Genomic DNA, 23,921 nt, shown 5'->3' with positions numbered 1-23,921 from the left:
ACGAGAGGTGATTGTAATACCCGAGGTTCGCCGTTCTTTAGTCTGCATCTGTCGGGCAGGAAATACCTGTCTGCTCATAGGTTATGACCTCATGCATGGCTATCTTCGAACTTAAACACTTCCTAAACAGTATGCCGCAAGAAATCAAAAAGTGAATGCCTCATTTAAGTTGATTCTTAAAAAGAGCATTAAGTGGTAAAAATGGCGGCGCGCCACCTGATTAAAGTCGGTACACTTAAAGCGGCGGGTTTCTTTCGCCCAAATAGCACTAAATAATAAAAGAGCACGCATAGCGTAGCATGTCAGCGCCGCTTTGGGCTTTCCTTTTTTTGTTTAATCACGCCGCCTCAGTGCGCGTGATAGGCAAATAATGCGCTGGTTCACAGGGGGAAATATTCGGTTTTTCTTATCGTTGAACCGGAGGCGATACACAATCCAATAAAAGAGAACAGCATAAAAAATGCTAAAGGCGTTGTCGCGCTCATATTTAATTATTTTATTAAAACGTAAGGCTATTTATGATCCGTATTGAGAAAGTTCTGGATAAACGCGAACTTAAAGAATTTATTGCTTTCCCTTCGTTACTGTTTCGTGATGACCCGAACTGGATTGAGCCGCTGTATTTAGAGCGCGAAGAGCACCTGTCAAAGAAGAATCCCGGCACCGATCATATCGAATGGCAGGCGTGGGTGGCGAAAAAGCAGGGGAAGGTCGTCGGGCGCATCACCGCGCAAATCGATTCTCTGCACCGGGCGCTGCACGGAGAAGATTCCGGTCACTTCGGCATGATCGACGCCGTTGACGATCCCGCCGTGTTCAGCGCGTTATTCACGGCGGCGGAGGAGTGGTTGCGGTCCAAGGGCACGCGGAAAATCACCGGGCCGTTCAGCCTCAATATCAATCAGGAAAGCGGCCTGCTGGTCGAAGGGTTCGACACGCCGCCGTCGGCCCTGATGACCCATGCCAAACCTTACTACGCGGCCCAGATAGCGCAGCAAGGATATAGCGAAGGGATTGATTTGCTTGCTTATTGGATGAAAAGAACCGACCTGCATTTTTCGCCGTCGCTGACCCGGATGATGGATCAGGTGCGCAAAAAGGTGACCGTTCGCCGCCTCAACCGCAAGCGCTTTCGCGAAGAGATGCAGGTGCTGCGCGAGGTGTTCAACTCGGGGTGGCAGCATAACTGGGGGTTTGTTCCGTTCACCGAGCATGAGTTCGCCACCATGGGGGATCAGCTGAAGTTCCTGGTGCCCGACGATATGATCCATATCGCCGAGGTGGATGGCGCGCCCTGCGCCTTTATCGTCGGGTTGCCGAACATTAATGAGGCGATTGCCGATCTGCAGGGGCGGTTATTGCCGTTCGGTTGGGCGAAGTTATTGTGGCGGCTGAAAGTCAGCGGCGTTCGCACCGCGCGCGTGCCGCTGATGGGCGTTCGCCAGGAATATCAATTCAGCCGCATCGGGCCGATTATTGCATTGCTGTTGATTGAGGCGCTGCGCGAGCCGTTCGCCAAGCGCAATATCGACGCGCTGGAAATGTCGTGGATCCTGGAAACCAATACCGGCATGCGGACGATTTTAGAACGTATCGGCGCGGTGCCTTATAAACGCTACCGTTTGTACGAAAAGACGCTTTAATCGACTGATATCGCATCGCCTTTTAACGCCATCAGGATAATAAGCGCATTGCGTGCGGCGCCGTTCGTTTTGGGGGACTGAGCGTGAGTGAAAGCATTGTCCCCAGAGTGGAACGGTTAAGGCCGTTAATTAATAAACCCGAGATAAATTCACGGCGCGTGATTTATTGAACCGCGATCGCCGTGATGCTGAAGAGAGCAGAATGCATGCCTGTGGAAAAGAAAAAGGGAATAAGCCGATTAACCTACAGCATAAGGAACTCCTGGGCCGGCTTTATTGACGCCGCGCTGACCGAAAATGCGTTTCGTGAATTATTGGTTATTAACGCCATTTTACTGGTTGTTACATTTACTCTGGATATTACAAAAATGGAGCGGCTGTTATTAATCGCCTGCAGTTTCCTGCTGCTGGTGGTTGAGCTGCTTAATACGGCGATTGAAACCGTGGTCGATCGCATTTCGCTGGCGTTGCATCCGTTATCCAAACGCGCCAAAGATCTGGGCGGCGCAGCGCAGCTGGTGGCGGTGATAATGACCATCATTATTTGGGGGACGGTGCTGCTGGGAGGATAACGGCGAGGCGCGCTCCGGCGTTAAACCGGTTGCTGCGGCTAAATAAGCGGCTATTATCGTTGCTTTACGCCTTTGGCGCCATGGTAAGGATAGGTTGCCGTTATGCCCGTGAATTTTGATCTCAACGATCTTTATGCGTTTCGCGCGCTGGTGGAGTACGGCAATTTTCGGCTGGCCGCAGAGTCCATCTGCCTGTCGCAGTCGGCATTGAGCCGCAGGATTGAGAAGCTGGAAAACGCGCTGGGCATCAAACTGTTCGATCGCACCACCCGGCGCGTGACCTTGACGCTGTACGGGCAGGCCTTCGCCGAACGTTCGGAGCAGCTGCTGATGAACGTCGAAGCGGTGATGGCTGATATCGATAAGGTCAGCCAGGAGCGGGTGGGGCTGGTCACCGTCGCCACGGTGCCGTCGGCGGCCTACTATTTCATGCCCGACGTGATACGCCGTTTCCGGCTTCGCTATCCGCGCGTGCGCGTTAAGCTGATCGACGGCAGCGCAGGCAATGTCATCGAGGCGGTCACTGGCGGCCAGGCCGATTTCGGCATCTGCTTCGCCGGGCGGCTGCAGCCTAATCTTGAGTTTGTGCCGTTGGTGGGGGACGTCTACGTGGCCGCCTGCCGGCGCGACCATCCGCTCGCCGGTAAAAAGAGCCTCAGCTGGCGGGAGTTTTATCAGCAGGATTACGTGTCGCTGGATAAAACCTCCGGCAATCGCAATCTGCTCGATCAGCGCCTGGAACACCTCGTGCCGGAACGCCCCAGCGTGTGTGAAACTCGCCATGTGACGACCATGCTGGGCATGGTTGAGGCGGGCATCGGCATTGCCGCCGTGCCCGCCATGTCGATGCCCGCTTCAGAGCACTCGGTGTTGACGTCGGTGCCGCTGGTCGATCCGGTGGTGAAACGCACCGTAGGCCTCATCAGACGCGGCGGCCGCATGCAGTCTTTCGTCGCCGCCGAGCTGGAAAAGCTGATTACTGAACAGTATCACTCTGCCTGACCGGCTGCGGCGCCGGCACGGTTCGCATGCCGGTCGCGCGAATGGTCGGCTGCGCCTGAGAGGAGGCGAGGAAGTCCAGCAGCGCTTTGCCTTCGCGGCGGTGCTCCGCCTTGGCGGTTACCGCGCCCGCGAAGCGGGTGATGTACTGCACGTTTTCAGGCAGCTCGCCGATAAAGGTCACGCCCGCCACGGGCAGCAATTCGCTGACCTGCTGGAAGCCCAGCGCGTATTTCCCCTGCGCCACTTCAGAGGCCACCGGAATGCGCTCAACCTTATGCGCTTTCCCTTTCACCTGTTCCTCGATGCCCAGCTTTTTGAACAGTTGGCCGCTGACATAGCGGCCGCTGGCGCTGTCGGAATAGGCGAAAGAGTCCGCCTGCAGCAAGACATTGCGCAGGTCGGCATCCGTTTTTATCACCGGCTTGGGCGCGCCCTGTTTGACCACCATGCCGATCGGCGAATCGGCCAGCTCCACGCGCGAACCCGGCTGGGTCCAGCACTCTTTTTCCAGTTGGGTGAGCGCGTCGCCCACCATGATCAGCACATCGGCTTGCTCTCCGCGCGCCAGCCGCGCGGGGATCGCCTGCGGCGTTTTGCCCATCGAGGGGCCGGACACCAGAATGATTTTGTCGCCGCTTTGGGCTTCATACTCCGGGGCCAGCTTCTCCAGCGCGGCTTTGAAGCCACCGGAGATCATGACGGTCACGTCTTTGGCCAGCGCCGCCGTACTGCAGGAGGCGCACACCAGCGCGGCGAGGATCGAACGAGTGAGTTTTTGCATGGCATCATTCCTTTTGAGATGGCGGCTTAGCGCGCGGTTTGCAGTGGCATGGCGATGCGGCGATACATATACAGCGTCGCCAGCAGGGCGCACAGCGCGGCGAAGCTCATCCAGTAGCCCGGTGAAGCCTTGTCGCCGGTGTATTCGATCAACGCGGTGGAGACTACCGGCGTAAAGCCGCCGAACACCGCCGTCGCCAGGCTGTAGGCCAGCGAGAACCCGGCCACCCGCACTTCCGTTGGCATGATCTCCGTCAAGGCCGGGATCATGGCGCCGTTGTAGAGGCCGTAAATGAAGGACAGCCACAGCAGCACGGCCAGCATCATGCTGAAGCTGGGCGCGGCGGCGAGCAGGCTCAGCGCCGGGTAGGCGGTGGCCAACGTCAGCAACGTCATGGCGACCAGCACCGGTTTGCGGCCGAAACGGTCCGACAGCGCGCCGCCGATGGGCAGCCAGATGAAGTTGGAGATCGCCACCAGCAGGGTGACCAGCAAGCTGTCGGAAGCGCTGAGCAGCAGCACCTTTTTGCCGAAGGTCGGCGCATAGACGGTGATCAGGTAAAACGCGGTGGTGGTCATGGCGACCATCAGCATGCCGGCGATGACCACCGGCCAGTTTTTCAGCAGGGTTTTAAACACGTCGCGCATCGCCAGGTGGTGACGTCGGGCGGTAAATTCCTGCGTCTCTTCCAGCTTGCGGCGCAGGAGAAAGATGAAGGGAACGATCAGGCAGCCGAACAGGAAAGGCAGGCGCCAGCCCCATTCGCGAATGGCGCTTTCTTCCAGCGCCGCATTGAGCGCGAAGCCCATGGCCGCCGCCACCATGATAGCCACCTGTTGGCTACCGGACTGCCAGCTGGTGTAGAAGCCCTTACGGCCCGGCGTGGCGATCTCGGCCAGATAGACGGACACGCCGCCCAGCTCCGCGCCCGCCGAGAAGCCTTGCAACAGGCGTCCGCACAGCACCAGCAGCGGCGCCCAAAGCCCGATGCTCTGGTAAGAGGGGATCAATACGATCAGGAAGGTGCCCGTAGCCATAATCGACAGGGTCACGATCAGCCCTTTGCGGCGGCCGACTTTATCGATGTAAGCGCCCAGCACGATGGCGCCAATGGGGCGCATCAGAAAACCGGCGCCGAATACCGCGAAGGTCATCATCAGCGAGGCAAATTCGCTGCTGGCCGGGAAAAAGGTGTGTGCGATATAGGTGGCGTAAAAGCCGAACAGAAAGAAGTCGAACTGTTCCAGAAAGTTGCCGGAGGTGACGCGCAGGATCGCGCCGGCTCTGGCCCGGATGGTCATGGGTGAGGAAGAGGAATGCATCTTTATCTCCAGTTTGCTATTGGCGCCTGACGCCGCGCCTGTTGCTGAAGATTCGCTCAGGAAAATAAAGTAAATAAGCGCAATAAACGCATGGCGCGATGCGTGTGGCGCATCAATCGGTGTTAACAATGTTGCCTAACCCTGTGTAACGTGGCGTTAACAAGTGTGAGGGTTATCACCTGCGGCGGCGGGCGTCGAAAATGGCATGCGCGTTTTGTGACAGGGTTCATAAAGGGGCGGCGGGGAAAGAAGGCAGTGACCAGGCAGTAACGGTTTCTGGGCCCACCGGCTGGGAACGGTGATATTCATCCGCACACATGATCCTGTTCTGGCTTCAACCTAACCGCGGGATCGCCCAATACGACATAATTACGAATATCATCGCGCGCGATTTGCAACGCCAGCAACTCAGCGGCGGGGACGGTTTGTCCATTCAGTTTGTTATTCAGTTTTTCCAGCAGCCTGGTGCTCAGTACGCCCCATTGTCCGTTGAAAGCGTCGGTGGCCATACCGACGCGTTGGCCGGCAAGCAAGCGGTTGATGACGTCTCGAAATCGTTGGGGCTGCGCCATACCGATTTCAGAAACGAAGCTGGATGCCCACACCCGATCAATATGCCCCAGAGAAGCCAGAACGCCTCCCTGGGGAAGCGTCATGAGTTTTTGCGGCAGGCGGGCCGTCATCGCATGCGGCGCAATGCGAACGCCAGCCGCGTCAGAGTGAAAGTTATCGAACGCCGGCGTACCGGCGCCATAGCAGGCAAAAAACAAATGGATCATGCCATGAACGTTGGCATGCTCTGGAATATCTTGTGCGGCAAACCAGTGTTCATGGGTAATATCGCCATAAGCGGGCCAATCCTGACACACCAACGCCCCTTGATGTTCCGCCAGTCGAGGGTCGCCGGCCTGAAAGGCCATGCCGTGCGTGCCTGTGATCAACAGCGAAGGCGGGTTATGTGGGGCGCTGAGCAGGTGGCTCAGGCAGGCTTTGGTCGCTTGCTCACTTAATGAACTGTTTAACGCAAAACGATACTTGTCACCCAGCGGCCCGAGTGAACCTGTGCCAGCGCCAAAGGGAGTGGCGACATGCTTGATGAACAACTGGGTGGCGCGATCGAAATCATGGCGGGTCGCGAACAGTTCAATACGCCGAGCTGTTTTGCGAGTGGCATCTGTTTCATGGGCCACGACGCTGTCTGCATAGGCGGTAAATTCTTCCAGTGTGGGGAAATCCAATCGCCCAACCCCGGCGACGAGATCCAGCGCATATTGAAATTCAAACGGAATGGCCTCTGGCGAACCGATCAGGACAAGATAATAAGGCATGCCGAGATCGGGGTTAATCATGTCTAATGAGGAACCATGACGATTAAGCCAGCCGCTGGCGCTTTCGCCCTGTCGGTAACCGTCCGGACCGGCGAAGATGCGGAGTGTGCCGCCGGCCTGCCGCCGTCGCAATTCAATCAGGGGGGCCAGCGCGGCCAAATGAGGTGCAGAGTCCCTATTCGCGGCGAAGATGAGCCCCCAGCCACTTTCGGACAGTTGGTCGGCATCGAACCCGAATTGCAGCCCCAAATGCGCTCTGTCGGGAAATGCCGCGCCGACGGTTTGTCCGAGCAGTGATTCAGCGGCAGACTGATGCTGCTCGTGCCGGCCCATGCTCCCGGTTTCCAATGGCAGCCCCGTATCGGCGTGAATGCCGAAAGCCAGTAGCGGCACCTGTTCTTCGTCAATCATGATGCGTCCGCCGTTTTGAGCGCCGCTTGCCAGAGCAGATGAGCCACTTCGGGGCCGGCAATATCGCTGTGCGAGCCGGAGATGCCGTCGCCATGGCAAATAAAATTGCTGCTGTTCACGTTATAAATGTGAGCCGGAACGAAGGCATAGGCGCCGGCGCGTGGCAACAGGGTAATATTGTGAACGGTCGGTATGCCACATATGCCCAACGCGCCAATTGCGGCATAGAGCGGGGGAAACATATAGGCGACCTGGCCTGCCACCCCTGCAGCCCAGGGATAAAGTTTGCCGACGGCCATGTCGCTGTCCGAGCGCGTAGCCACCAAAGGACCGCTGATTTTCTTTTCCATCAGGATGTTATTGAAGAATCCGGCCGTTTCATGTGATGTAGGGAGTGATGAGGTAAAGGACCAGATAGACATGGCGCCTTGGACCAATACGCAAGAGTTTATCGGGAATGGCAACGGCGTAGCGCCAGCAGGGCCCGCAATGGCCGCGCTGGCGACTATGCAACCGAAACTGTGTCCCATCAGATGGATGCGTACGGCGGGTGAGGCTTGCTGCATAGCGCGCAGCAGAGGATGCAGCCCTCTTTCGCCGACGTCTTTGGCTCTTTTCTTCATCGTCCAAAAAGTTAATTGCCGCAGAGGCGCCAGTAACGGGTTGTCGCCGACATCATTACCGAAGGCCACATTATTGACGGCTTCAGCCACGGTTTGATCGGGATCGAAAGGCAGACGATCGGCGGAGCCTTCACCCGGTGCGCCGTTGGCACCCAAATCCAGTGCGGCATTGAGCTCTAAATAGGCCGCACGCAAGGTGTCGGATAACGTCATTGACGCGGAGTCTGTGCGTACTTCATCAAAGATTTTATACAGCGCCGCCCGAACTTCCGGTGTGTCGCCGAGCGCCTCGATATGGAAGTCGATCCTTTCTCTCAATGTCTGAGTGTTAGCAGGGGAGAAACTGGTGTCTGAGGCCTCTGTTTCATCCCCCCATGCCAGACTGGGCCAGTGAAAGCCAATGTGCATTTCTTGAAACGAGGGGATTTGTTGCAGCATATGCCGACGATCTTCATCCAGCGAGGCAAAAGCGCCGATCCAACTGTCAAATTGAGCGAAGGCTTTGGCCTTATCCTGATGCCAGCCGTGGCAGCGAATGAACACGTCGGTAATGCCATTGTCCACCAGGGATGACAGCATCAACTCGCTCAGTTTGCCGTTAGGTGCATCGGGATCGTTATCTTGTTCCGCGCCGTTTTTATCGGTGACAATCATGAAATAGCTTGTATCCGTTGTCGGGATCGTGCGGTATGGCATACAACCTCCTAAAAAGTCATTTCGATGGATTGTCGGGACACGGGTCATTAATGGACGCATAGTGGAAGTATTTGTCGATGTCTCCATGCTGGAATGTCGGGCGGTTCGCCCATTTACAAGCCTGTTTTATCCAGCTTTTCATGCGCAGATCCCAAATGGCTGTGCCGGCGCTTGATGAAGAAACCAGCCATTCTCCATCCTGAGAAAGGGCGAGGGCGGTGATTGGCGTCGTGTGGAAGTCTTGTGCGATGTGCATGGCTGAACCTGCGACGAACACGGACAACTGCCCTTTGTTGTCCCCCATGGCGACGGTGTTGCCATCACCCGCGACGGCCAATAGATGGGGGATAAAAAAAGAATCATTTTTCTTCTGTGTGAACGACCAGTCCTCCCCGTTTATCGTTGCGGAATATATCTTGCCCGAGAAGTCGCCCAGCAGCATCGTTTGGCCTGAAGAATCGAACGCCAGTGTTTCGATCGGCGCACGCATATTGCTGGATTCAGAACGTTCGCTCGCAACCTGAATGACGCGGGTTTTGACTATCTCAAGTTCTTCACGTGACTGAGCGTTGAATCGCCATGAGACGATTTCATTCTTGTCATTTATGGTCATGATTTCGTCGCTGTTGGGTTTGAACCAGGGCAATGGAAAGTAGACGTTGCGCTGAGTTTTAATTTCTTTGCAGGTGAATCCATGGGGGGCTGACGCGGTGAGGCGATACAGTTTATTGGCGAGCTCTCGCCCGTTCTTGCCGACGAGGGTAACCGCCAGCAGGGTGCCGGCATCATTGACGCGAATGGCGGCGATGCGGCGGCCTGGCGGTTGCAGCAGGCACGCCAGCGGCTCGCCTTGGGAAGGTGAAATCAGCACATTGCGAAACACCTCAACGCCTTGCTGTTGCGCAGCAAAGAGCGTCGTGGCTGAGGGGGACCACGCGAGAGCGACGACGTTCGATACCGGCAACTGCCGAATGACCGATGGTTGGCCGGTATTGGTATCCAACCGATATTGCGTCAGCCCTGTCGCCTGTACGGTGAATAGCTGACGGTTTGCTTTACTGTCGACAAACAGCGCAGGAGCTTGAGGACTAAGCAAAAATTGCCCTAAAGGATGTCTGTCAACGCGCAAATTGACTTTGAGTATGTCGCCGGCTTCACTGGTGACATAGGCGGTTTGCTCATCAGGCTCGGTCGCGACGCTGACCAACTGACGCGGAAATTGCAAAAGGGTGCGGTTGGTGGGAGCGGCGGCATTATTGGCCGAAAACAGCCACAGCTTGAGGCTCCCATCCCAGCTTAATGACAAGAGGTCGCCATTTTGCAGATACTTGAGTTGCGCGACGGTTTGCTGATGAGCGTTGATAATCGTTGGCCAGTAAAAGAACGACGATGTTGGCAAGGGGGCGTCGGCTCGCGGCGAAACATCCTTTTCGACGTTATTCTTGGTCGGAGAAAGGCGTGAAGTGTCCCAGATATAAATGTAGCCATCCCTGCTGCCGGCTGCGATAAATCGTCCATCGGGGCTGATGTCGATACTGTAAAAAGTTTTGCTGTACTCGGTCTCTGGCGCGATGGCCGCCAATGGGATGGACTGTTGCGGTTTACCTTGGCTAAACGTCTGCCATTTGACTGCCCTGCTTGTGGCGATGGCGACGTTATCCAGAGCATTTTGGGGGGCGACGGCGGTGGCCATCACGGAGTTGGTTTTCTTATCGAATTGTTGTGACAATAATTCAAATTCGGCTCCGGATATTTTCCACACGGCCAGCGTACCGTCTTGATATCCGGCATAAAGCCTGTCGCCAGCTGCCGTGATGGCACGCACCTTGTTGCTTACATGCTTAGTGTTGTCACTATCGGGCAGATGTAGCGGGCCTCCCACGGTTTTTCTTGTCGCCAGACCCCAGATGCGGATCGTCCCATCGCCATCTCCAGTCGCCAATAGTTTAGGTGTGACGAATGTTAAGGTGTTAATTCCCGAGGGATGCGCCTGTTGCACCTCTTCGGGGGGGATGAATTCGCTGTTCGCACCGCAGGTTTTTATCGAGAAACGGTCACGGCCGATCTTGGCGCTAATGCATTCGTTCTCGCGGATTCGTACTACTGTGGTTTTGCCATCGCCGAGAGTATCAATGCGCTCAAGTTGTCTATAGCGGCCGAGATAGTCGCCGAGCAACATTTGAAAATTGAACGTCAACAGATTGTTTGAGTTGGCTGGTAACCGTAACTGCGCGCCGGCCGCGGTGGCTAAGGCTTCCAAACCTGGGTTGGGGTGATCGTTGAGAATGGAAAGAATACCGGTTTGAATGGCGAGATAATTCAACGCGAGCTTGGTTTTCTGTTGTTCATCGGCGCTCTTGTCAACAAAGAAACCAATAATTATCGCCAAAACGGCGATGACTAAACCCGAAGCGCAAAAAAGCTGCTGTTTCCTGCGGCGATACGACGCATACGCCGCGAGGAATCGCGCCTCGACTTTTGAATCGGGAGCATCGCTTTCCGCCGGCCTCATTTTTCGTTGGGTACGGTATGGCAGGGCGCGAAAGTAATCTGGTTTTTCGCCGTCCATATGCCATATCCGCGCCTGTTTTTGCCATTCTTTCAGATTATTGCTACGCCACTCTTCTATGCTGCGGCGTACGGGGCCGGCTAAACGATCGTGCGCCAATTCATACCACATGTCGTCTTCACGGCTTTGACGACGGATGAGATGGTGCTCCTCGAGCTTTTGAATTTCTTTAAGTGATGGCCCGTCCGTGCTTTGCGGGCTGAAAATCACGGCTGAGCGGCGCCCACTTAACGTCAGCAGATACCGGTCTATCCAATCTCCCAACGTTCTGAATCGATGGGGATCTTGCGCCGCCAGATTGAGCGTCTTGGTGCAGTAATCCAGTAAGGCATTGTCCGGGTTATATCCCGCCACGTCGGCGACGCGAACCTCACAGACCTGCCGCTCGGTTTGGCTTAAGGTGTTCCACAGATCCGTACAGATAACCTGCAGCTGTACCGGTTCCACGGTCTTACTCGGGCGTGCGCCTTCCGGCGCTTTAATCAATTCGCTGACCAGCAACTGCGCCGCATCTGTTCCGTCTTGCACTGGAAAAGCGACGCCCATGGCTTCTGCCGGCCCCTTGATGGCGGCGACGGCTTGCTCGACCGACAACAGGTTTAAACGGTAGGTGTTGTTAAGGCGGGTGGGAATATCATCGCGGAAATCATCAAGCCAGGAGAAGTATTCTTCTCGCATGCTGATGAGGAGCCAGATAGTTTTTTCGTCGTTTGACAGCAGTTCTTTCAACTGCTGGAAAAAGACTTTTTGTTGCTCGTAGGGGACATTACCGGTTAACACTTCCTCAAATTGATCGAGCACCAACAGAAGACGCTTCGGCGGATCAGATTCAGGCAGAGTGATACGGTTGAAGTAGGTAAGAAGCGTATCATTGGGACGAATCGAGCCAAAACTATCTTGGTCCAGGCGCTGCAAGAGGGAGATGACCGGATCGGTATCATCGGCCTGCGCGATGCGCTGCACGGGTAAAACATGGAACAGCGTTGTCAGTGTGGATAAAAGGCCGTTCTTGGCCATCAAAAGCGAGGTTTTACCCGCTCCGGAAGGGGAGTACAGCACGATTATCCGATCCGAGATTAAGCGCCATTGCAGTTGCTTAATGTCCGCGTCGCGACCGAAGAGTGTTTGTTCGGCGCTAAAAGGGCTGGGGCCTACGTAAGGAGCCTTCATGAGTCCTCCTGCGTACGGGCATTTAATTCCGCCATAAAGGTGGTAACGTCTCCCCAGTACAGACGCCATTGGGCCTTCGTCTGCAGGTATTTTTCGATATAGCGGCGTGCGCTGCCGGGATCAAGAATGCTGTTTGGATCAATTTGTACAGAGAAATGTTCGATATTTTTGCGCAGGTCATGGCCTTCCAACAGTAAAAGGCTGCGAAACAGTACCCGAAACTCCCAGGATTCAGCCTGCAGGCCGACAAACAGCAGCGCGCTGCTGTTCAGCCTGGCACGGACGTAAAGGGGAATGGCGTCTTGGGCGGAAGAGACTTTGGTCAGGTAGTCAAAAAAATGATCTTCGGTTAACACCAGCGATTTTGGCGTGGATAAATCCCCGAAGAGCTTGAACACGATCGGATGGGGCGCAGTGCCTTCGTCCGCCGGGCTGGCGGGGGCTCGGCTGACATAATTGGCATCGCAAATTTCAGCGTGTATATTCCACCTCAGCAGGCGGACTGTCGGCGTCGCGCCCTGTTCTTTGAGGGCATCGACCAGTAGATCGCTGGGATCGGTGGTGATGTAAACCGGGAGTTTATAGCCGGCCAAGATCCGCAGCGGATCAAGAGGGGTACGGGCGCGGATTTTTTGCCCCACCACTGAAACCAGTTCTCCTAGTGATGTGTAGATCTCCATTTGATCTAAACCTTTTAGCCGGTCCGGCACATCGTCAGGATATTTCTCAAGAATTCGCTCATAGACGTACTTGTAAAATTCCTGACGGGGGTATTTGTCTTGCCGCATCACGGCAAGATATTGTGCAATCTGCGGCAGACCCGCCACGTCGTGCCCACCTAACGGATAGTGGTAGATTTCCCCCCATTCACGTGCCAGTTCACGCCGCGAGCCGAACAGCGCTTCGTTCATGCTCGGGCCGAGGATAGGAGTGCTGTCTTGGCTGGTAATATTGTCGACGATCAGAGCCCAGGGATCCTTATTTTCGTCGGAAACACCGAATCCGGGTGGATACCAAATACGTGCATTATTCAACCGGGTAAAAACGACCGGGATCCACCAGTCCGGTGAGTCCATGATTTTTGCCCGCGCACTGGCGGTAGCGCGATCGACTTCGCCATGCTCCGCCAGCTGTCTGAAAAACTCCGGGATAAATTGCGTTGCCGCAGACATCGAAAGCTTGCCCTGCATCGCCAATACCGCCGGCACGCCCTCTTTGGCTAACAGGGGGCCCAGAGCGACCAGCGCGTCGCGTGCGGGATTGCCGGCACCGGCGCTTTGGCAGGAGCATAGGACGACCAAGCTGGGAATTCTCTCCAGCGCGCCCAAACGCGCGGCGAAATCTTCGCCGGTGACGCTGGCGGCATTCCCGGTCTCATCCTCCAACCACAACACGGCGCCTTGCTGCCCGACAATGCCGTGACACATGAGATAGAGAATGTCGGCTCCCTCTTTTATGCCTTCGATAACCGCCTGGAGCGTCGCGCTTCCGCGCCGCGTGAGCGTGGTTAACGGAACATGACGCAGGGCATTTTCAGCGAGCTCCTGCTCATGAGGAACGTTGATGGGCGGGAAGGTTTCCGACAGGTCCTGGGGATTGGCGATGGCTAATAGTGCCTTAATGCCTTGCTTAGGGCGCAACGTCGGGAGGCGGTAAGTTCGAGCCGCCAGATAGCGCGAAAAAACGCACTGATTGCTGCGTAAGAGATGCGTGGCTGGATCGGAGGGGTCAACCAGCGTTTCCCAAGGGAGGCTGTGCAATATAGATGCGTTTGAATCGATAAGCAGGCGTATTTTTAGCGGGCTTTGCTGATGGCCGGAAAATGCCCGGGCGGACGTGAATGCATCACGCAGTGCGGGCTGCATAAACAGTGATTCCGATAATAACCGGCCCATTCTTTGCGGGTTGCGGGAGTAAAATGTCGGATCGTGGATGTTTAATGCCAACGGGATGAAAGGGGTAATATTTTCGCTTTCGTCAAAGCGCTGGCGAAAACTGGCTTGAAATTCATCGAGTGAATTCCGCTGAAACACGATCTCAAGTTCCGCATAGCCTTTCATGAACGTACCCCCGACAGTAGCGTTGTCGACAGCATTGACGACCAAAACGAGAGAGGGAGGCGGGAGTCTACCCAGCGTATTTCAGCACGTAGTTATTTAGATAACTGATTTTTTTATTTAATATTTTGCTGAGACACTGGGTGTTCAGAGCGTCGCCGACCAGTTCGTGACGGTATAATATACATCTAGCTTGAATAAGGATTTCTGTCCAATATGGCGCGGTGTTGATGAGGAGCGCTTCGCTACTGAAATAAAATAAGGGCGAAAATTAATAGATAAATAACGATAGGATGCGTTGTATCGATTTTTGCGCACAGCCATGCAACGCAAAAAGCAAAAAGCAAAAAGCAAAAAGCCCGCTCGGGTTTCCCTGAGCGGGCTTCTCTAAATATGGCTCCTCTGACTGGACTCGAACCAGTGACATACGGATTAACAGTCCGCCGTTCTACCGACTGAACTACAGAGGAATCGTGTGAACGGGGCGAATAATAGCGGGGCATCCGGGGTTTGTCAAAGCGCTAAACTGCAAAAAAAGCGCGTTTGCTGAGGGAATGAGCACCTTGCGCTGTTTTTCGGCATTTTCCATCGCGATGCGTTGATTTTTGCATCCCCAATCGTTTTGACGCCGCTTGCACACGCCTTTGCACGGCGATGGTGCAGGGCCGTTCTCCCACCCATACTTCCACTCGCGCTAACCGTATTGGCCAGACCCTGGTTAACGGCGCCACACGCCGCGCCGCAACTGATATGTAGGATGAATAAGCAAACAATATGTATTCGTCGTCACAATGGCTGGATTTTTGCTTACCCATTTTTGGGGAATGCGACTGCGCTCTCAAGAAAATTATTTTCCCCGTCTACACATAAAGTGACTGATCCGCGCCCCAGGGCGTTTCGCTACAACAGTGCTGAGGAAGATAACAATGTCATCGAAATTGATAAAAAGTCCGCTCGCTGCTTTGCTCATCGGTTGTTTAGGTACGGCGTTTTCCGCGCAGGCCGATATCGTCATCGGCGTCGCCGGGCCGTTCTCCGGGCCGAACGCCACCTATGGCGATCAGTATTGGCGCGGGGCTTCGCAGGCGGCGGCGGACATCAACGCCGCCGGCGGGATCAAAGGGGAAAAAATCAAACTGGTGCAGGGGGATGACGCCTGCGAACCGAAACAGGCGGTCGCGGTCGCCAACCGGCTGGTGGATCAGGACAAGGTGTCGGCGGTGGTCGGCCACTTCTGTTCCTCATCCACCATGCCCGCCTCCGAGGTGTATGACGAGGCCGGCATCATCGCCATTACCCCCGGCTCCACCAACCCGCAGATCACCGAGCGCGGCATGAAGACCATGTTCCGCATGTGCGGGCGCGACGATCAGCAGGGCGTCATCGCCACCAACTACATGCTGGATACCCTGAAGGCCAAACGCATCGCGGTGATCCACGATAAAGACACCTACGGCCAGGGGCTGGCGGACGCCGCCAAGGCGGCAATGAACAAGCGCGGGGTTAAAGAGGTGCTGTATGAGGGGCTGTCGCGCGGCGAGAAAGACTTCAACGCCCTGGTGACCAAGATCGCTTCGGTCAAGCCGGACGTGGTCTACTTCGGCGGTTGCCATCCCGAAGCCGGGCCGCTGGTGCGCCAGATGCGCGAGCAGGGCGTGACCGCCAAGTTCTTCTCCGGCGACTGCGTGGTGACCGAAGAGCTGGTGACCGCCGCCGGCGGGCCGCAGTACACCAACGGCGTGCTGATGACCTTCGGCAACGATCCGCGCCAGATCGCGGAAGGCAAGGCGGTGATCGCCAAGTTCCGCGCCAGCGGCTTTGAGCCGGAAGGGTACACCCTTTACTCCTACGCTTCGATCCAGGCGATCGCCGCCGCCTTCAACGCCACCGGCGGCAAAGACAGCGCCAAGGCCGCCGAATGGCTGAAGTCGCACGATGTTGACACCGTGATGGGTAAAAAAGCCTGGGATCAGAAGGGCGATCTGAAGGTCTCGGATTACGTGGTCTATCAATGGGATGACAAGGGCAAATATCACCAACTGTAAACGGCCGAACATTGAGGGTGTGACCCTATGACCGACGGGCCGCCGCCTTGGCGCGCCCGTTCCGCGACTACCTTTGGGCCGCGTCGGACTGCGTTGGCGGCCTTACCAGGCGAGACTGCTCATTATGGATGTATTCTTTCTGCAACAGCTGATCAACGGCCTGACCCTCGGCGCGGTGTATGGCCTGATCGCCATCGGCTACACCATGGTTTACGGCATCATCGGCATGATCAACTTCGCCCACGGCGAGGTGTACATGATCTCCGCCTACCTGTGCGCCATCGGTCTGGCGCTGCTGTCGTTCTTCGGGCTGCAATCGTTCCCGCTGCTGATCCTCGGCACGCTGGTATTCACCATCGTCATCACCGGGGTGTACGGCTGGGTGATCGAGCGTATCGCCTACAGGCCGCTGCGCAACTCCACCCGCCTGGCGCCGCTGATCTCCGCCATCGGCATGTCGTTAATCCTGCAAAACTATGCGCAGATAAGCCAGGGGCCGCGCCAGCAGGGCATCCCGACGCTGCTGAGCGGCGTGTTCCGCCTGGAATTCGACGGCGGCGTGGTGCAGATCACCTACACCAAGGTGTTCATTCTGGTGGCGTCGCTGCTCGGCATGGCGATCCTCACCTACATCATTCAGCGCACCCGGCTGGGGCGCATCTGCCGCGCCACCCAGCAGGATCGCAAAATGGCCTCGATTCTCGGCATCAATACCGATCGGGTGATCTCGCTGGTGTTCGTGATCGGCGCCGCCATGGCCGGGCTGGCCGGGGTACTGATCACCATGAACTATGGCACCTTCGATTTTTACGTCGGCTTTATCATCGGCATCAAGGCCTTCACCGCCGCGGTGCTGGGCGGCATCGGCTCGCTGCCAGGCGCGATGCTGGGCGGGCTGCTGCTCGGCGTGGCGGAGGCGCAGTTCGCCGGCATGGTGAATTCGGATTACAAGGACGTGTTCTCCTTCGGGTTGCTGGTGGCGATCCTGATCTTCCGCCCGCAGGGCCTGCTCGGCCGGCCGCTGGTCGCCAAGGTTTAAGGAGAACGCCATGTCGCAATCCGTAATCAACGGCGGGCTGAACGTCAAACGCAGCCTGCTGGATGCCGTTTTGGCCGGGCTGATCGCCCTGATCGTGTTCGGGCCGATCGTCGGCATCGTGCTGAACGGCTACAGCTTTAACTTCGAGCCGCACCGGCTGGTGTGGATCATCGTCGCGGTGATGGCCGTGCGGCTGCTGCTGAGCCTGTTCCTGCAAACCGCGCCGGGCCGCAAGGTGTTGGCGCGCTTCGACGGCGGCAACGACGGCGTGTACGTACGTCCGCTGGGCTATAAATCCAATCTGCGCTGGTTCCTGCCGCTGATGGCGGCGATCGCGCTGCTGTTCCCGTTCGTCGCCACCAAATACCTGCTGACGGTGGCGATCCTCGGCCTGATCTACGTGCTGCTCGGACTGGGGCTGAACATTGTGGTCGGGTTGGCGGGGCTGCTCGATCTGGGGTACGTGGCGTTTTACGCCATCGGCGCCTACGGGCTGGCGTTGGGCTACCAGTATCTCGGGCTCGGTTTTTGGGCGATGCTGCCGCTCGGGGCGCTGATGGCGGCGTTGGCAGGCGCGCTGCTGGGCTTTCCGGTGCTGCGCATGCACGGCGACTATCTCGCCATCGTCACGCTCGGGTTCGGCGAGATCATCCGGCTGGTGCTGAACAACTGGATGTCGCTCACCGGCGGGCCGAACGGCATTTCGGTGCCGGCGCCGACAGTGTTCGGCCTGGAGTTCGGCCGGCGCGCTAAAGACGGCGGGGTGCCGATCCACGAGTTTCTCGGCATCGATTACAATCCTAATCTCAAGTTCATCTTCATCTACGCGATGCTGTTTTTGGTGGTGCTGCTGGTGCTGTACATCAAGCACCGGCTGACGCGCATGCCGATCGGCCGCGCCTGGGAGGCGCTGCGCGAGGACGAGATCGCCTGCCGCTCCCTCGGGCTGAACCACGTGCTGGTGAAGCTGTCGGCGTTTATGCTGGGCGCTTCCACCGCCGGGCTGGCGGGGGTGTTTTTCGCCACTTACCAGGGGTTCGTCAACCCGACCTCGTTCACCTTCTTCGAGTCGGCCCTGATCCTGGCGATCGTGGTGCTGGGCGGCATGGGCTCCACCCTCGGCGTGGTGCTGGCGGCCTTTGTGCTGACGGTGGCGCCGGAGCTGCTGCGCAGCTTCGCCGAATACCGGGTGCTGCTGTTTGGCGTGCTGATGGTGGCGATGATGATCTGGCGGCCGCGCGGGCTGGTGCGCATCAGCCGCGCCAGCTTTGCGGAACGCAAGGGGGTGGCGCCATGAGCGACGCCATTTTGCGGGTGGAACACCTGATGATGCGCTTTGGCGGCATCAAGGCGCTGAACGACGTCAATCTGGAGGTGGAGCGCGGTTCCATCACCGCCCTGATCGGCCCCAACGGCGCCGGCAAAACCACGGTGTTTAACTGCCTGACCGGTTTCTATCGCGCCACCGGCGGCGCGATCCTGCTCAATACCCACAAGCGGCCAACCGATGTGATCCAGGTGCTGGGGCAGAAGTTCCGCGCCGGCGACTGGATACGCCCGAAGCGGCTCGGTTCGCGCCTCTATTACAAGATGTTCGGCGGCACTCACCTGGTCAACCGCGCCGGGCTGGCGCGCACCTTCCAGAATATCCGCCTGTTCCGCGAGATGTCGGTGGTGGAGAACCTGCTGGTGGCGCAGCACATGCAGAGCAACCGCAATCTGATCGCCGGGGTGCTGAATACGCCGGGCTACCGCCGGGCGGAAAGCACCGCGCTCGATCACGCCTTCTACTGGCTGGAGGTGGTGGATCTGGCGGACTGCGCCAACCGGCTGGCGGGGGAGATGTCCTACGGCCAGCAGCGGCGGCTGGAGATCGCGCGCGCCATGTGCACCGCGCCGGAGATGATCTGCCTCGACGAACCGGCCGCCGGGCTGAACCCGGTGGAGACGGCCGCGCTGAGCCGCATCATCCGCTTCCTGCGCCGGGATCACGGCATCACGGTGCTGCTGATCGAGCATGACATGGGCATGGTAATGGAGATCTCCGATCGGGTGATCGTGCTCGATCACGGCGATGTGATCGCTCGCGGCACGCCGCAGGAGATTCAGCACAACGAGGCGGTGATCGCCGCTTACCTGGGCGCGGACGAAGAGGAGCTGGCGGGATGAGCGAAGCGATGTTGGAATTTCGCGAGGTCGATGTGTTTTACGGGCCGATCCAGGCGCTGCGCCAGGTGTCGCTACAGGTGAACGCCGGGGAGACGGTGGCGCTGATCGGCGCCAACGGCGCGGGCAAGTCCACGCTGTTGATGTCGATCTTCGGTCAGCCGCGCATCGCCGGCGGGCAGATCCTGTTTCGCGGCGAGGACATCAGCCGCCGCTCCACGCACTTTGTTGCCAGCAGCGGCATCGCGCAGGCGCCGGAGGGGCGGCGCATCTTTCCGGACATGAGCGTGGAGGAGAACCTGCTGATGGGCACCATCACCGTCGGCAATCGCTACCTGGAAGAGGATTTACCGCGCATGTTCGAGCTGTTTCCGCGCCTGAAAGAGCGGCGCAACCAGCGGGCGATGACCATGTCCGGCGGCGAACAGCAGATGCTGGCGATCGCCCGCGCGCTGATGAGCCGGCCGAAGCTGTTGCTGCTGGATGAGCCGAGCCTGGGGCTGGCGCCGATCGTGGTGCGGCAGATCTTCGGGGTGCTGCGCGAACTGACCCGCAGCGGCATGACGCTGTTTCTGGTGGAGCAGAACGCCAACCATGCGCTGAAACTGTCCGATCGCGGCTATGTGATGGTCAACGGCCAGATCCGCCTCACCGGCAGCGGGGAAGAACTGTTGAACGATCCGCAGGTGAGAAAGGCGTATCTGGGCGGCGGCTGACAGCCGCCTGCGGGCAGGGAAGCCCGCGTTCATTTTTCGGCGTCGCGCTCTTGGCCATCGTAGTGCGAGCGGGCTGCCCTGAAGGCGTCGGCGGAGGAGATAATCCACGACCAGAGCGGCAGCATGTTGAGCAGCATTTCTTCCCCCGCCTCGGTGATGGTGTAAACCACGCGGGGCAGTTTTTCCTGATAATCGCAGCGCGATATCAACCCATCCCGCTCGAGATGGCGCAGCGTCCGCGTCAGCATTCTCTGCGTCACGCCCGCTAATTGGCGGCCTAGTTCGCCGTGGCGCAGCGGCCCGTGGGTGCCCAGGAGATGCAATACGCCCAGCGACCAACGGTTGCCCGCATGCGCGAGGATCTCGCGCTTCAACCCTTCATCGTCGTTGCTCAATGCTTCACAGAACGCTTGCGAAAATTGCAGCAGCGCTTCCCGATCGCTCGTCATATTCCTCCCCGGTATCATGCGTGTACCTAATTGAACCCGTTTTTGTCAGCTGTCAGGATGACGCAGTGTCAAGACAGGAGGCAAGCATGAAATCCACAAATCCATCCATCAATACCGTGCTCATACTCGGCGCCGGCGAACTGGGGCTGCCGGTACTGCGAGCGATGAGCCGGCAGGCTCAGTTATCTCCATCTTTAAAAATCAGCGTACTGCTCCGGCCGGAGGCCGCCCGCGCCGTGAGCGGCCCGCTCCGGGCGCGGCGGGATGAGCTGGCGCGGCTCGGGATCGCCGTGGTGGAAGGCGATCTGCAGCAAAGCGGGGTGGAGGCGCTGAGCGTGCTGCTGCGTGGCTTTGATGCGGTAATCAACTGCAGCGGCTTCGTCGGCGGGGCGGGCACGCAGATAAAGATCACCCAGGCCGTTTTGCAGGCCGGCGTGGCGCGCTACTTCCCGTGGCAGTTCGGCGTGGACTACGATGTCGTCGGTAAAGGCAGCGGGCAGCCGGTGTGGGATGAACAGCTCGAGGTGCGTCACCTGCTGCGCGCGCAGAGCGCAACGGAGTGGGTGATTGTTTCCACGGGCATTTTCACCAGCTACCTGTTTGACTCGGGTTTTGGCGTGGTGGATGCGGAACGCAAAACCGTGCGCGCGCTGGGCGATTGGCAGTATGCGGTGACGCTGACCACTCCCGAGGACATTGGCCGGCTGACGGCCGCGATTTTTTTCCATCGGCCCGCGTTTCGCAACCAGGTGGTCTATATCGCCGGGGATACGCTGACCTACCGTGAGCTTGCCGATCTTATGCAGGCGCACTGGGGCGTGGAGGTCAACAGAGTCCTATTGGACAAAGAGCGGCTGCAGGCGGAGGTGCGGAATCATCCGCATGACGTCGGCGCGAAATACCGGTTGGCTTTCGCCCGACCCGACGGCGTGGCCTGGGATAAGGCGAACACCTTCAATGCGCGCCAGGGCATGGCCGCCACCACCGCCGGCCAGTGGCTGGCTTCTCAGGGTGGTTAATCGCCTGTGCGCCGCAATCAGAACTGGCGCTGCATCCAGCGCACGTTCAGCCGCACCAGCGCGATGATGGCTCTGGAGAGCAGCCGCAGCCCGCCGGGCATGTCGCGGCGGCGAATGTCCAGCAGCAGCACGGTGCGCACCTGCGGGCTGTCGTTCCATACCTCGTGCTCGAAGGTATCGTCCCACAGCATGAACTCCCCTTCGCGCAGCCGGTATTCGCGGCCATCCACCTTCAGCACCGCCGCCGGCGCGCCGTCGGCGCGTTTGGGCATGTCCAGCACCAGATAGCCGCGCAGAATGCCGCGGAACGGGCCGCGATGGGGCGGCACCTGTTTGCCGGGCGCCAGGAAGGAGAGCGACGCGGACAGCACGTCCGGCGAGGAGGCGATCAGCGCCGCCAGCGTCGGGCAGCGTGCCAGGTTGCGGGGGATGGGCTGGCCATAGGCCTTCATGATGAACATGCGCCAGTCGCGCGCGTCGTTGGCGGAGATGGACGCCTGCTGGCTCATGATCTCGTGGAAGCGCGGGATATTGTGCAGATCGTGGGCGACCGTCAGCGCCTCTTCGCGGATCTGCCGCCATTGGGCGGTAAAGCGTTCGGCGTCGGGGAAGAGGGCCGCGCTGTCGAGCACCGGCTGGCCCTGGATGCGGCGATCGTAAACATTGCGCAGGGCAAGTACGGACCAATCATAAATCGCGGACATCATAATGACCTCGCCTCAGGAAACGCCAAAGGGACACTGCGCGGGTCTTCGGCGCGGCGCGTGGACGGCCGGGGAAGAGCGGCAGGAAAAATTGGTACGCTTCAATAGATTAGCACAGCATTTTGGCAACCGTGCGTCGGTGAGCGTGTCGATGGGCGGTGAAAAAAACCACACAATTAAAATGTGACGCGTATCGCATTTAGCGGGCCGGTTGGTTAAAATATCGCGACTTGCCCGCACCTGTCCGGATTTTTTTTACCATGGAACACGCTCCCGTTTCCCGCTCAACCGCCTGGTTGCGCGTGGTCATCCTCGCCGTCTCGGCCTTTATATTCAACACCACCGAGTTTATTCCGGTCGGTCTGCTGAGCGATATTGCCGCCAGCTTTTCGATGCAAACCGAACAGGTCGGCTTGATCATTACCATTTACGCCTGGATCGTCGCCGCCGCCTCGCTGGCGTGCATGCTGCTGACCAGCAAGATCGAGCGCCGCAAACTGTTGATCGGCGTGTTCATGCTGTTTATCGCCAGCCACATACTGACCGCCGTGGCCTGGAACTTTACCACGCTGGTTATCTCGCGCGCCGGCGTGGCGCTGGCGCACTCGGTGTTCTGGTCGATCACCGCCTCGCTGGCGATCCGCGTGGCGCCGCCGGGCAAGAAAGCCCAGGCGCTGAGCCTGCTGGCGGGCGGCACCGCGCTGGCGATGGTGCTCGGGTTGCCGCTCGGGCGGGTGGTGGGGCAGTTGCTCGGCTGGCGCATGACCTTTATCGGCATCGCGGTGTGCGCCACCCTGGCGCTGGTGCTGCTGTGGCGCCTGTTGCCGGTGCTGAAAAGCGAGCACTCCGGTTCGCTGGCCAGCGTGCCGCTGCTGTTCAAGCGCCCGGCGCTGATGGCGCTTTACATGCTGACCATCATTGTGGTGACGGCGCACTTCACCGCCTACAGCTACATCGAGCCGTTTATCCAGACCGTGGCCGGGCTGTCGGAGAACTTCACCACGCTGATGCTGTTGCTGTTCGGCGCCGCCGGCATCGTCGGCAGCCTGCTGTTCAGCCGCTACAGCGAGCGTTTTCCTTCCGGCTTCTTTATCGGCGCCATTACGCTGCTGGCCTTGAGCCTGCTGCTGCTGTTGCCGGCCGCCGGCAGCGAAAGCCATCTGACGGTGCTGTGCATCTTTTGGGGCATGGCGATCATGGCGATCGGCCTGTCGATGCAGGCCAGGGTTTTGAGCCTGGCGCCGGACGCCACCGACGTGGCGATGGCGATCTTCTCCGGCCTGTACAACTTCGGCATCGGCAGCGGCGCGCTGCTGGGCAATCAGGTGAGCCTGCATCTGGGCATGGGCAACATCGGCTTCGTCGCCGCGCCGCTGGCGCTGATCGCCCTCGGCTGGTGCTTGCTGAGCGCCTACCGCAGCGAACGGCTGCAGCACCACCACAGCCGTTAACCTGCCGATTCGGGATGCCGCTGCGGCATCCCGCGCTACATTTTCCTGCTATAAAACAGGCTGCTGCAGCGTTTTATGCTTAACTTTTTTTCATAGTCTGCTAATTAAAAATTTAACTCCGACGCCGCTTCGCTAGCATAGAAAGTCATCAAAAATGT

At 58.3% G+C, this 23,921-nt stretch carries 18 protein-coding genes and 1 tRNA gene; 10 read left to right on the top strand and 9 right to left on the bottom strand.

Going from position 1 to position 23,921, the window contains the following annotated elements; all coding sequences use genetic code 11:
- The first annotated feature begins 518 nt into the window (after nt 1–518).
- The 3 genes from HWW83_RS05895 to psrA all read left to right on the top strand — a co-directional run bounded on the left by HWW83_RS05895 (nt 519) and on the right by psrA (nt 3,217).
- Nucleotides 519–1,643 (top strand): DNA-binding protein, encoded by a 1,125-nt coding sequence (locus HWW83_RS05895; RefSeq protein WP_033643760.1) that lies wholly within the window; start codon nt 519–521, stop codon nt 1,641–1,643.
- A 185-nt stretch (nt 1,644–1,828) separates the two neighbouring features.
- Nucleotides 1,829–2,215, top strand: coding sequence for a diacylglycerol kinase (locus tag HWW83_RS05890; protein WP_223524775.1), 387 nt, complete (start codon nt 1,829–1,831; stop codon nt 2,213–2,215).
- A 102-nt stretch (nt 2,216–2,317) separates the two neighbouring features.
- Complete coding sequence (gene psrA / locus HWW83_RS05885) at nt 2,318–3,217, top strand: L-proline-binding transcription factor PsrA (RefSeq protein ID WP_033643758.1); 900 nt, start codon at nt 2,318–2,320, stop codon at nt 3,215–3,217.
- On the opposite strand, the gene HWW83_RS05880 is transcribed toward psrA, so the two are convergent.
- The 7 genes from HWW83_RS05880 to HWW83_RS05850 all read right to left on the bottom strand — a co-directional run bounded on the left by HWW83_RS05880 (nt 3,192) and on the right by HWW83_RS05850 (nt 14,644).
- On the bottom strand, nt 3,192–3,998 hold the full coding sequence (locus tag HWW83_RS05880) for a substrate-binding domain-containing protein (RefSeq protein WP_033643757.1): 807 nt from the start codon (nt 3,996–3,998) through the stop codon (nt 3,192–3,194). The genes psrA and HWW83_RS05880 overlap by 26 nt on opposite strands.
- A gap of 26 nt (nt 3,999–4,024) precedes the next feature.
- A complete protein-coding gene (locus HWW83_RS05875; protein ID WP_176589077.1) occupies nt 4,025–5,320 on the bottom strand; it encodes an MFS transporter in 1,296 nt (431 codons plus the stop codon).
- 305 nt (nt 5,321–5,625) lie between these two features.
- Nucleotides 5,626–7,059 carry a C25 family cysteine peptidase gene (locus HWW83_RS05870; RefSeq protein WP_197751214.1) on the bottom strand — a complete coding sequence of 478 codons (1,434 nt, stop codon included), beginning with the start codon at nt 7,057–7,059 and terminating at the stop codon, nt 5,626–5,628.
- Nucleotides 7,056–8,378, bottom strand: coding sequence for a hypothetical protein (locus HWW83_RS05865; protein ID WP_176589076.1), 1,323 nt, complete (start codon nt 8,376–8,378; stop codon nt 7,056–7,058). Before HWW83_RS05865 ends, HWW83_RS05870 begins: the two co-directional genes overlap by 4 nt.
- Nucleotides 8,379–8,394: 16 nt before the next feature.
- Nucleotides 8,395–12,117, bottom strand: a complete 3,723-nt coding sequence (locus HWW83_RS05860) for an nSTAND1 domain-containing NTPase (protein ID WP_176589075.1) — start codon at nt 12,115–12,117, stop codon at nt 8,395–8,397.
- A complete protein-coding gene (locus HWW83_RS05855; protein ID WP_176589074.1) occupies nt 12,114–14,177 on the bottom strand; it encodes a CHAT domain-containing protein in 2,064 nt (687 codons plus the stop codon). Before HWW83_RS05855 ends, HWW83_RS05860 begins: the two co-directional genes overlap by 4 nt.
- A 391-nt stretch (nt 14,178–14,568) precedes the next feature.
- Nucleotides 14,569–14,644 (bottom strand) — tRNA-Asn (locus HWW83_RS05850).
- 456 nt (nt 14,645–15,100) lie between these two features.
- On the opposite strand from HWW83_RS05850, the gene HWW83_RS05845 reads away from it, so the two are divergent.
- From HWW83_RS05845 to HWW83_RS05825, 5 genes are all read left to right on the top strand, one after another.
- On the top strand, nt 15,101–16,219 hold the full coding sequence (locus HWW83_RS05845) for a branched-chain amino acid ABC transporter substrate-binding protein (protein WP_016927040.1): 1,119 nt from the start codon (nt 15,101–15,103) through the stop codon (nt 16,217–16,219).
- A gap of 124 nt (nt 16,220–16,343) precedes the next feature.
- Entirely contained in the window at nt 16,344–17,258 is a 915-nt protein-coding gene (locus HWW83_RS05840) for an ABC transporter permease subunit (protein ID WP_033643752.1), read from the top strand.
- A gap of 10 nt (nt 17,259–17,268) precedes the next feature.
- Nucleotides 17,269–18,555 carry a high-affinity branched-chain amino acid ABC transporter permease LivM gene (gene livM, locus HWW83_RS05835; RefSeq protein ID WP_176589073.1) on the top strand — a complete coding sequence of 429 codons (1,287 nt, stop codon included), beginning with the start codon at nt 17,269–17,271 and terminating at the stop codon, nt 18,553–18,555.
- Complete coding sequence (locus HWW83_RS05830) at nt 18,552–19,427, top strand: ABC transporter ATP-binding protein (protein WP_176589072.1); 876 nt, start codon at nt 18,552–18,554, stop codon at nt 19,425–19,427. The genes livM and HWW83_RS05830 overlap by 4 nt, the downstream gene beginning before the upstream one ends.
- On the top strand, nt 19,424–20,140 hold the full coding sequence (locus HWW83_RS05825; RefSeq protein ID WP_033651872.1) for an ABC transporter ATP-binding protein: 717 nt from the start codon (nt 19,424–19,426) through the stop codon (nt 20,138–20,140). Before HWW83_RS05830 ends, HWW83_RS05825 begins: the two co-directional genes overlap by 4 nt.
- A 29-nt stretch (nt 20,141–20,169) precedes the next feature.
- On the opposite strand, the gene HWW83_RS05820 is transcribed toward HWW83_RS05825, so the two are convergent.
- Entirely contained in the window at nt 20,170–20,589 is a 420-nt protein-coding gene (locus HWW83_RS05820; RefSeq protein WP_042785014.1) for a winged helix-turn-helix transcriptional regulator, read from the bottom strand.
- Nucleotides 20,590–20,675: 86 nt separating this feature from the next.
- On the opposite strand from HWW83_RS05820, the gene HWW83_RS05815 reads away from it, so the two are divergent.
- Nucleotides 20,676–21,608 carry an aromatic alcohol reductase gene (locus tag HWW83_RS05815; protein WP_089194948.1) on the top strand — a complete coding sequence of 311 codons (933 nt, stop codon included), beginning with the start codon at nt 20,676–20,678 and terminating at the stop codon, nt 21,606–21,608.
- Nucleotides 21,609–21,625: 17 nt separating this feature from the next.
- Here HWW83_RS05815 and HWW83_RS05810 read toward each other — a convergent pair whose 3' ends face one another.
- On the bottom strand, nt 21,626–22,312 hold the full coding sequence (locus tag HWW83_RS05810) for an aspartyl/asparaginyl beta-hydroxylase domain-containing protein (protein WP_046688516.1): 687 nt from the start codon (nt 22,310–22,312) through the stop codon (nt 21,626–21,628).
- Nucleotides 22,313–22,572: 260 nt separating this feature from the next.
- On the opposite strand from HWW83_RS05810, the gene HWW83_RS05805 reads away from it, so the two are divergent.
- Nucleotides 22,573–23,763, top strand: coding sequence for a sugar transporter (locus tag HWW83_RS05805; RefSeq protein ID WP_046687439.1), 1,191 nt, complete (start codon nt 22,573–22,575; stop codon nt 23,761–23,763).
- The last annotated feature ends 158 nt before the right edge of the window (nt 23,764–23,921 follow it).

Origin of the sequence: Serratia ureilytica (assembly GCF_013375155.1) — a bacterium.
Classification (GTDB): Bacteria; Pseudomonadota; Gammaproteobacteria; order Enterobacterales; family Enterobacteriaceae; genus Serratia; species Serratia ureilytica.
Note: the sequence above shows the minus strand (reverse complement) of the source record. Positions and strands in the feature narration are given on the sequence as shown.

Coding starts and splice junctions, on each gene's coding strand:
- HWW83_RS05855 (WP_176589074.1), bottom strand. CDS start 14,177: ATGAAAGGCTATGCGGAACTTGAGATCGTGTTTCAGCGGAATTCACTC.
- HWW83_RS05825 (WP_033651872.1), top strand. CDS start 19,424: ATGAGCGAAGCGATGTTGGAATTTCGCGAGGTCGATGTGTTTTACGGG.
- HWW83_RS05875 (WP_176589077.1), bottom strand. CDS start 5,320: ATGCATTCCTCTTCCTCACCCATGACCATCCGGGCCAGAGCCGGCGCG.
- HWW83_RS05810 (WP_046688516.1), bottom strand. CDS start 22,312: ATGTCCGCGATTTATGATTGGTCCGTACTTGCCCTGCGCAATGTTTAC.
- HWW83_RS05860 (WP_176589075.1), bottom strand. CDS start 12,117: ATGAAGGCTCCTTACGTAGGCCCCAGCCCTTTTAGCGCCGAACAAACA.
- HWW83_RS05880 (WP_033643757.1), bottom strand. CDS start 3,998: ATGCAAAAACTCACTCGTTCGATCCTCGCCGCGCTGGTGTGCGCCTCC.
- HWW83_RS05865 (WP_176589076.1), bottom strand. CDS start 8,378: ATGCCATACCGCACGATCCCGACAACGGATACAAGCTATTTCATGATT.
- HWW83_RS05895 (WP_033643760.1), top strand. CDS start 519: ATGATCCGTATTGAGAAAGTTCTGGATAAACGCGAACTTAAAGAATTT.
- HWW83_RS05830 (WP_176589072.1), top strand. CDS start 18,552: ATGAGCGACGCCATTTTGCGGGTGGAACACCTGATGATGCGCTTTGGC.
- livM (WP_176589073.1), top strand. CDS start 17,269: ATGTCGCAATCCGTAATCAACGGCGGGCTGAACGTCAAACGCAGCCTG.
- HWW83_RS05890 (WP_223524775.1), top strand. CDS start 1,829: ATGCTGAAGAGAGCAGAATGCATGCCTGTGGAAAAGAAAAAGGGAATA.
- HWW83_RS05815 (WP_089194948.1), top strand. CDS start 20,676: ATGAAATCCACAAATCCATCCATCAATACCGTGCTCATACTCGGCGCC.
- HWW83_RS05805 (WP_046687439.1), top strand. CDS start 22,573: ATGGAACACGCTCCCGTTTCCCGCTCAACCGCCTGGTTGCGCGTGGTC.
- HWW83_RS05870 (WP_197751214.1), bottom strand. CDS start 7,059: ATGATTGACGAAGAACAGGTGCCGCTACTGGCTTTCGGCATTCACGCC.
- HWW83_RS05820 (WP_042785014.1), bottom strand. CDS start 20,589: ATGACGAGCGATCGGGAAGCGCTGCTGCAATTTTCGCAAGCGTTCTGT.
- HWW83_RS05845 (WP_016927040.1), top strand. CDS start 15,101: ATGTCATCGAAATTGATAAAAAGTCCGCTCGCTGCTTTGCTCATCGGT.
- HWW83_RS05840 (WP_033643752.1), top strand. CDS start 16,344: ATGGATGTATTCTTTCTGCAACAGCTGATCAACGGCCTGACCCTCGGC.
- psrA (WP_033643758.1), top strand. CDS start 2,318: ATGCCCGTGAATTTTGATCTCAACGATCTTTATGCGTTTCGCGCGCTG.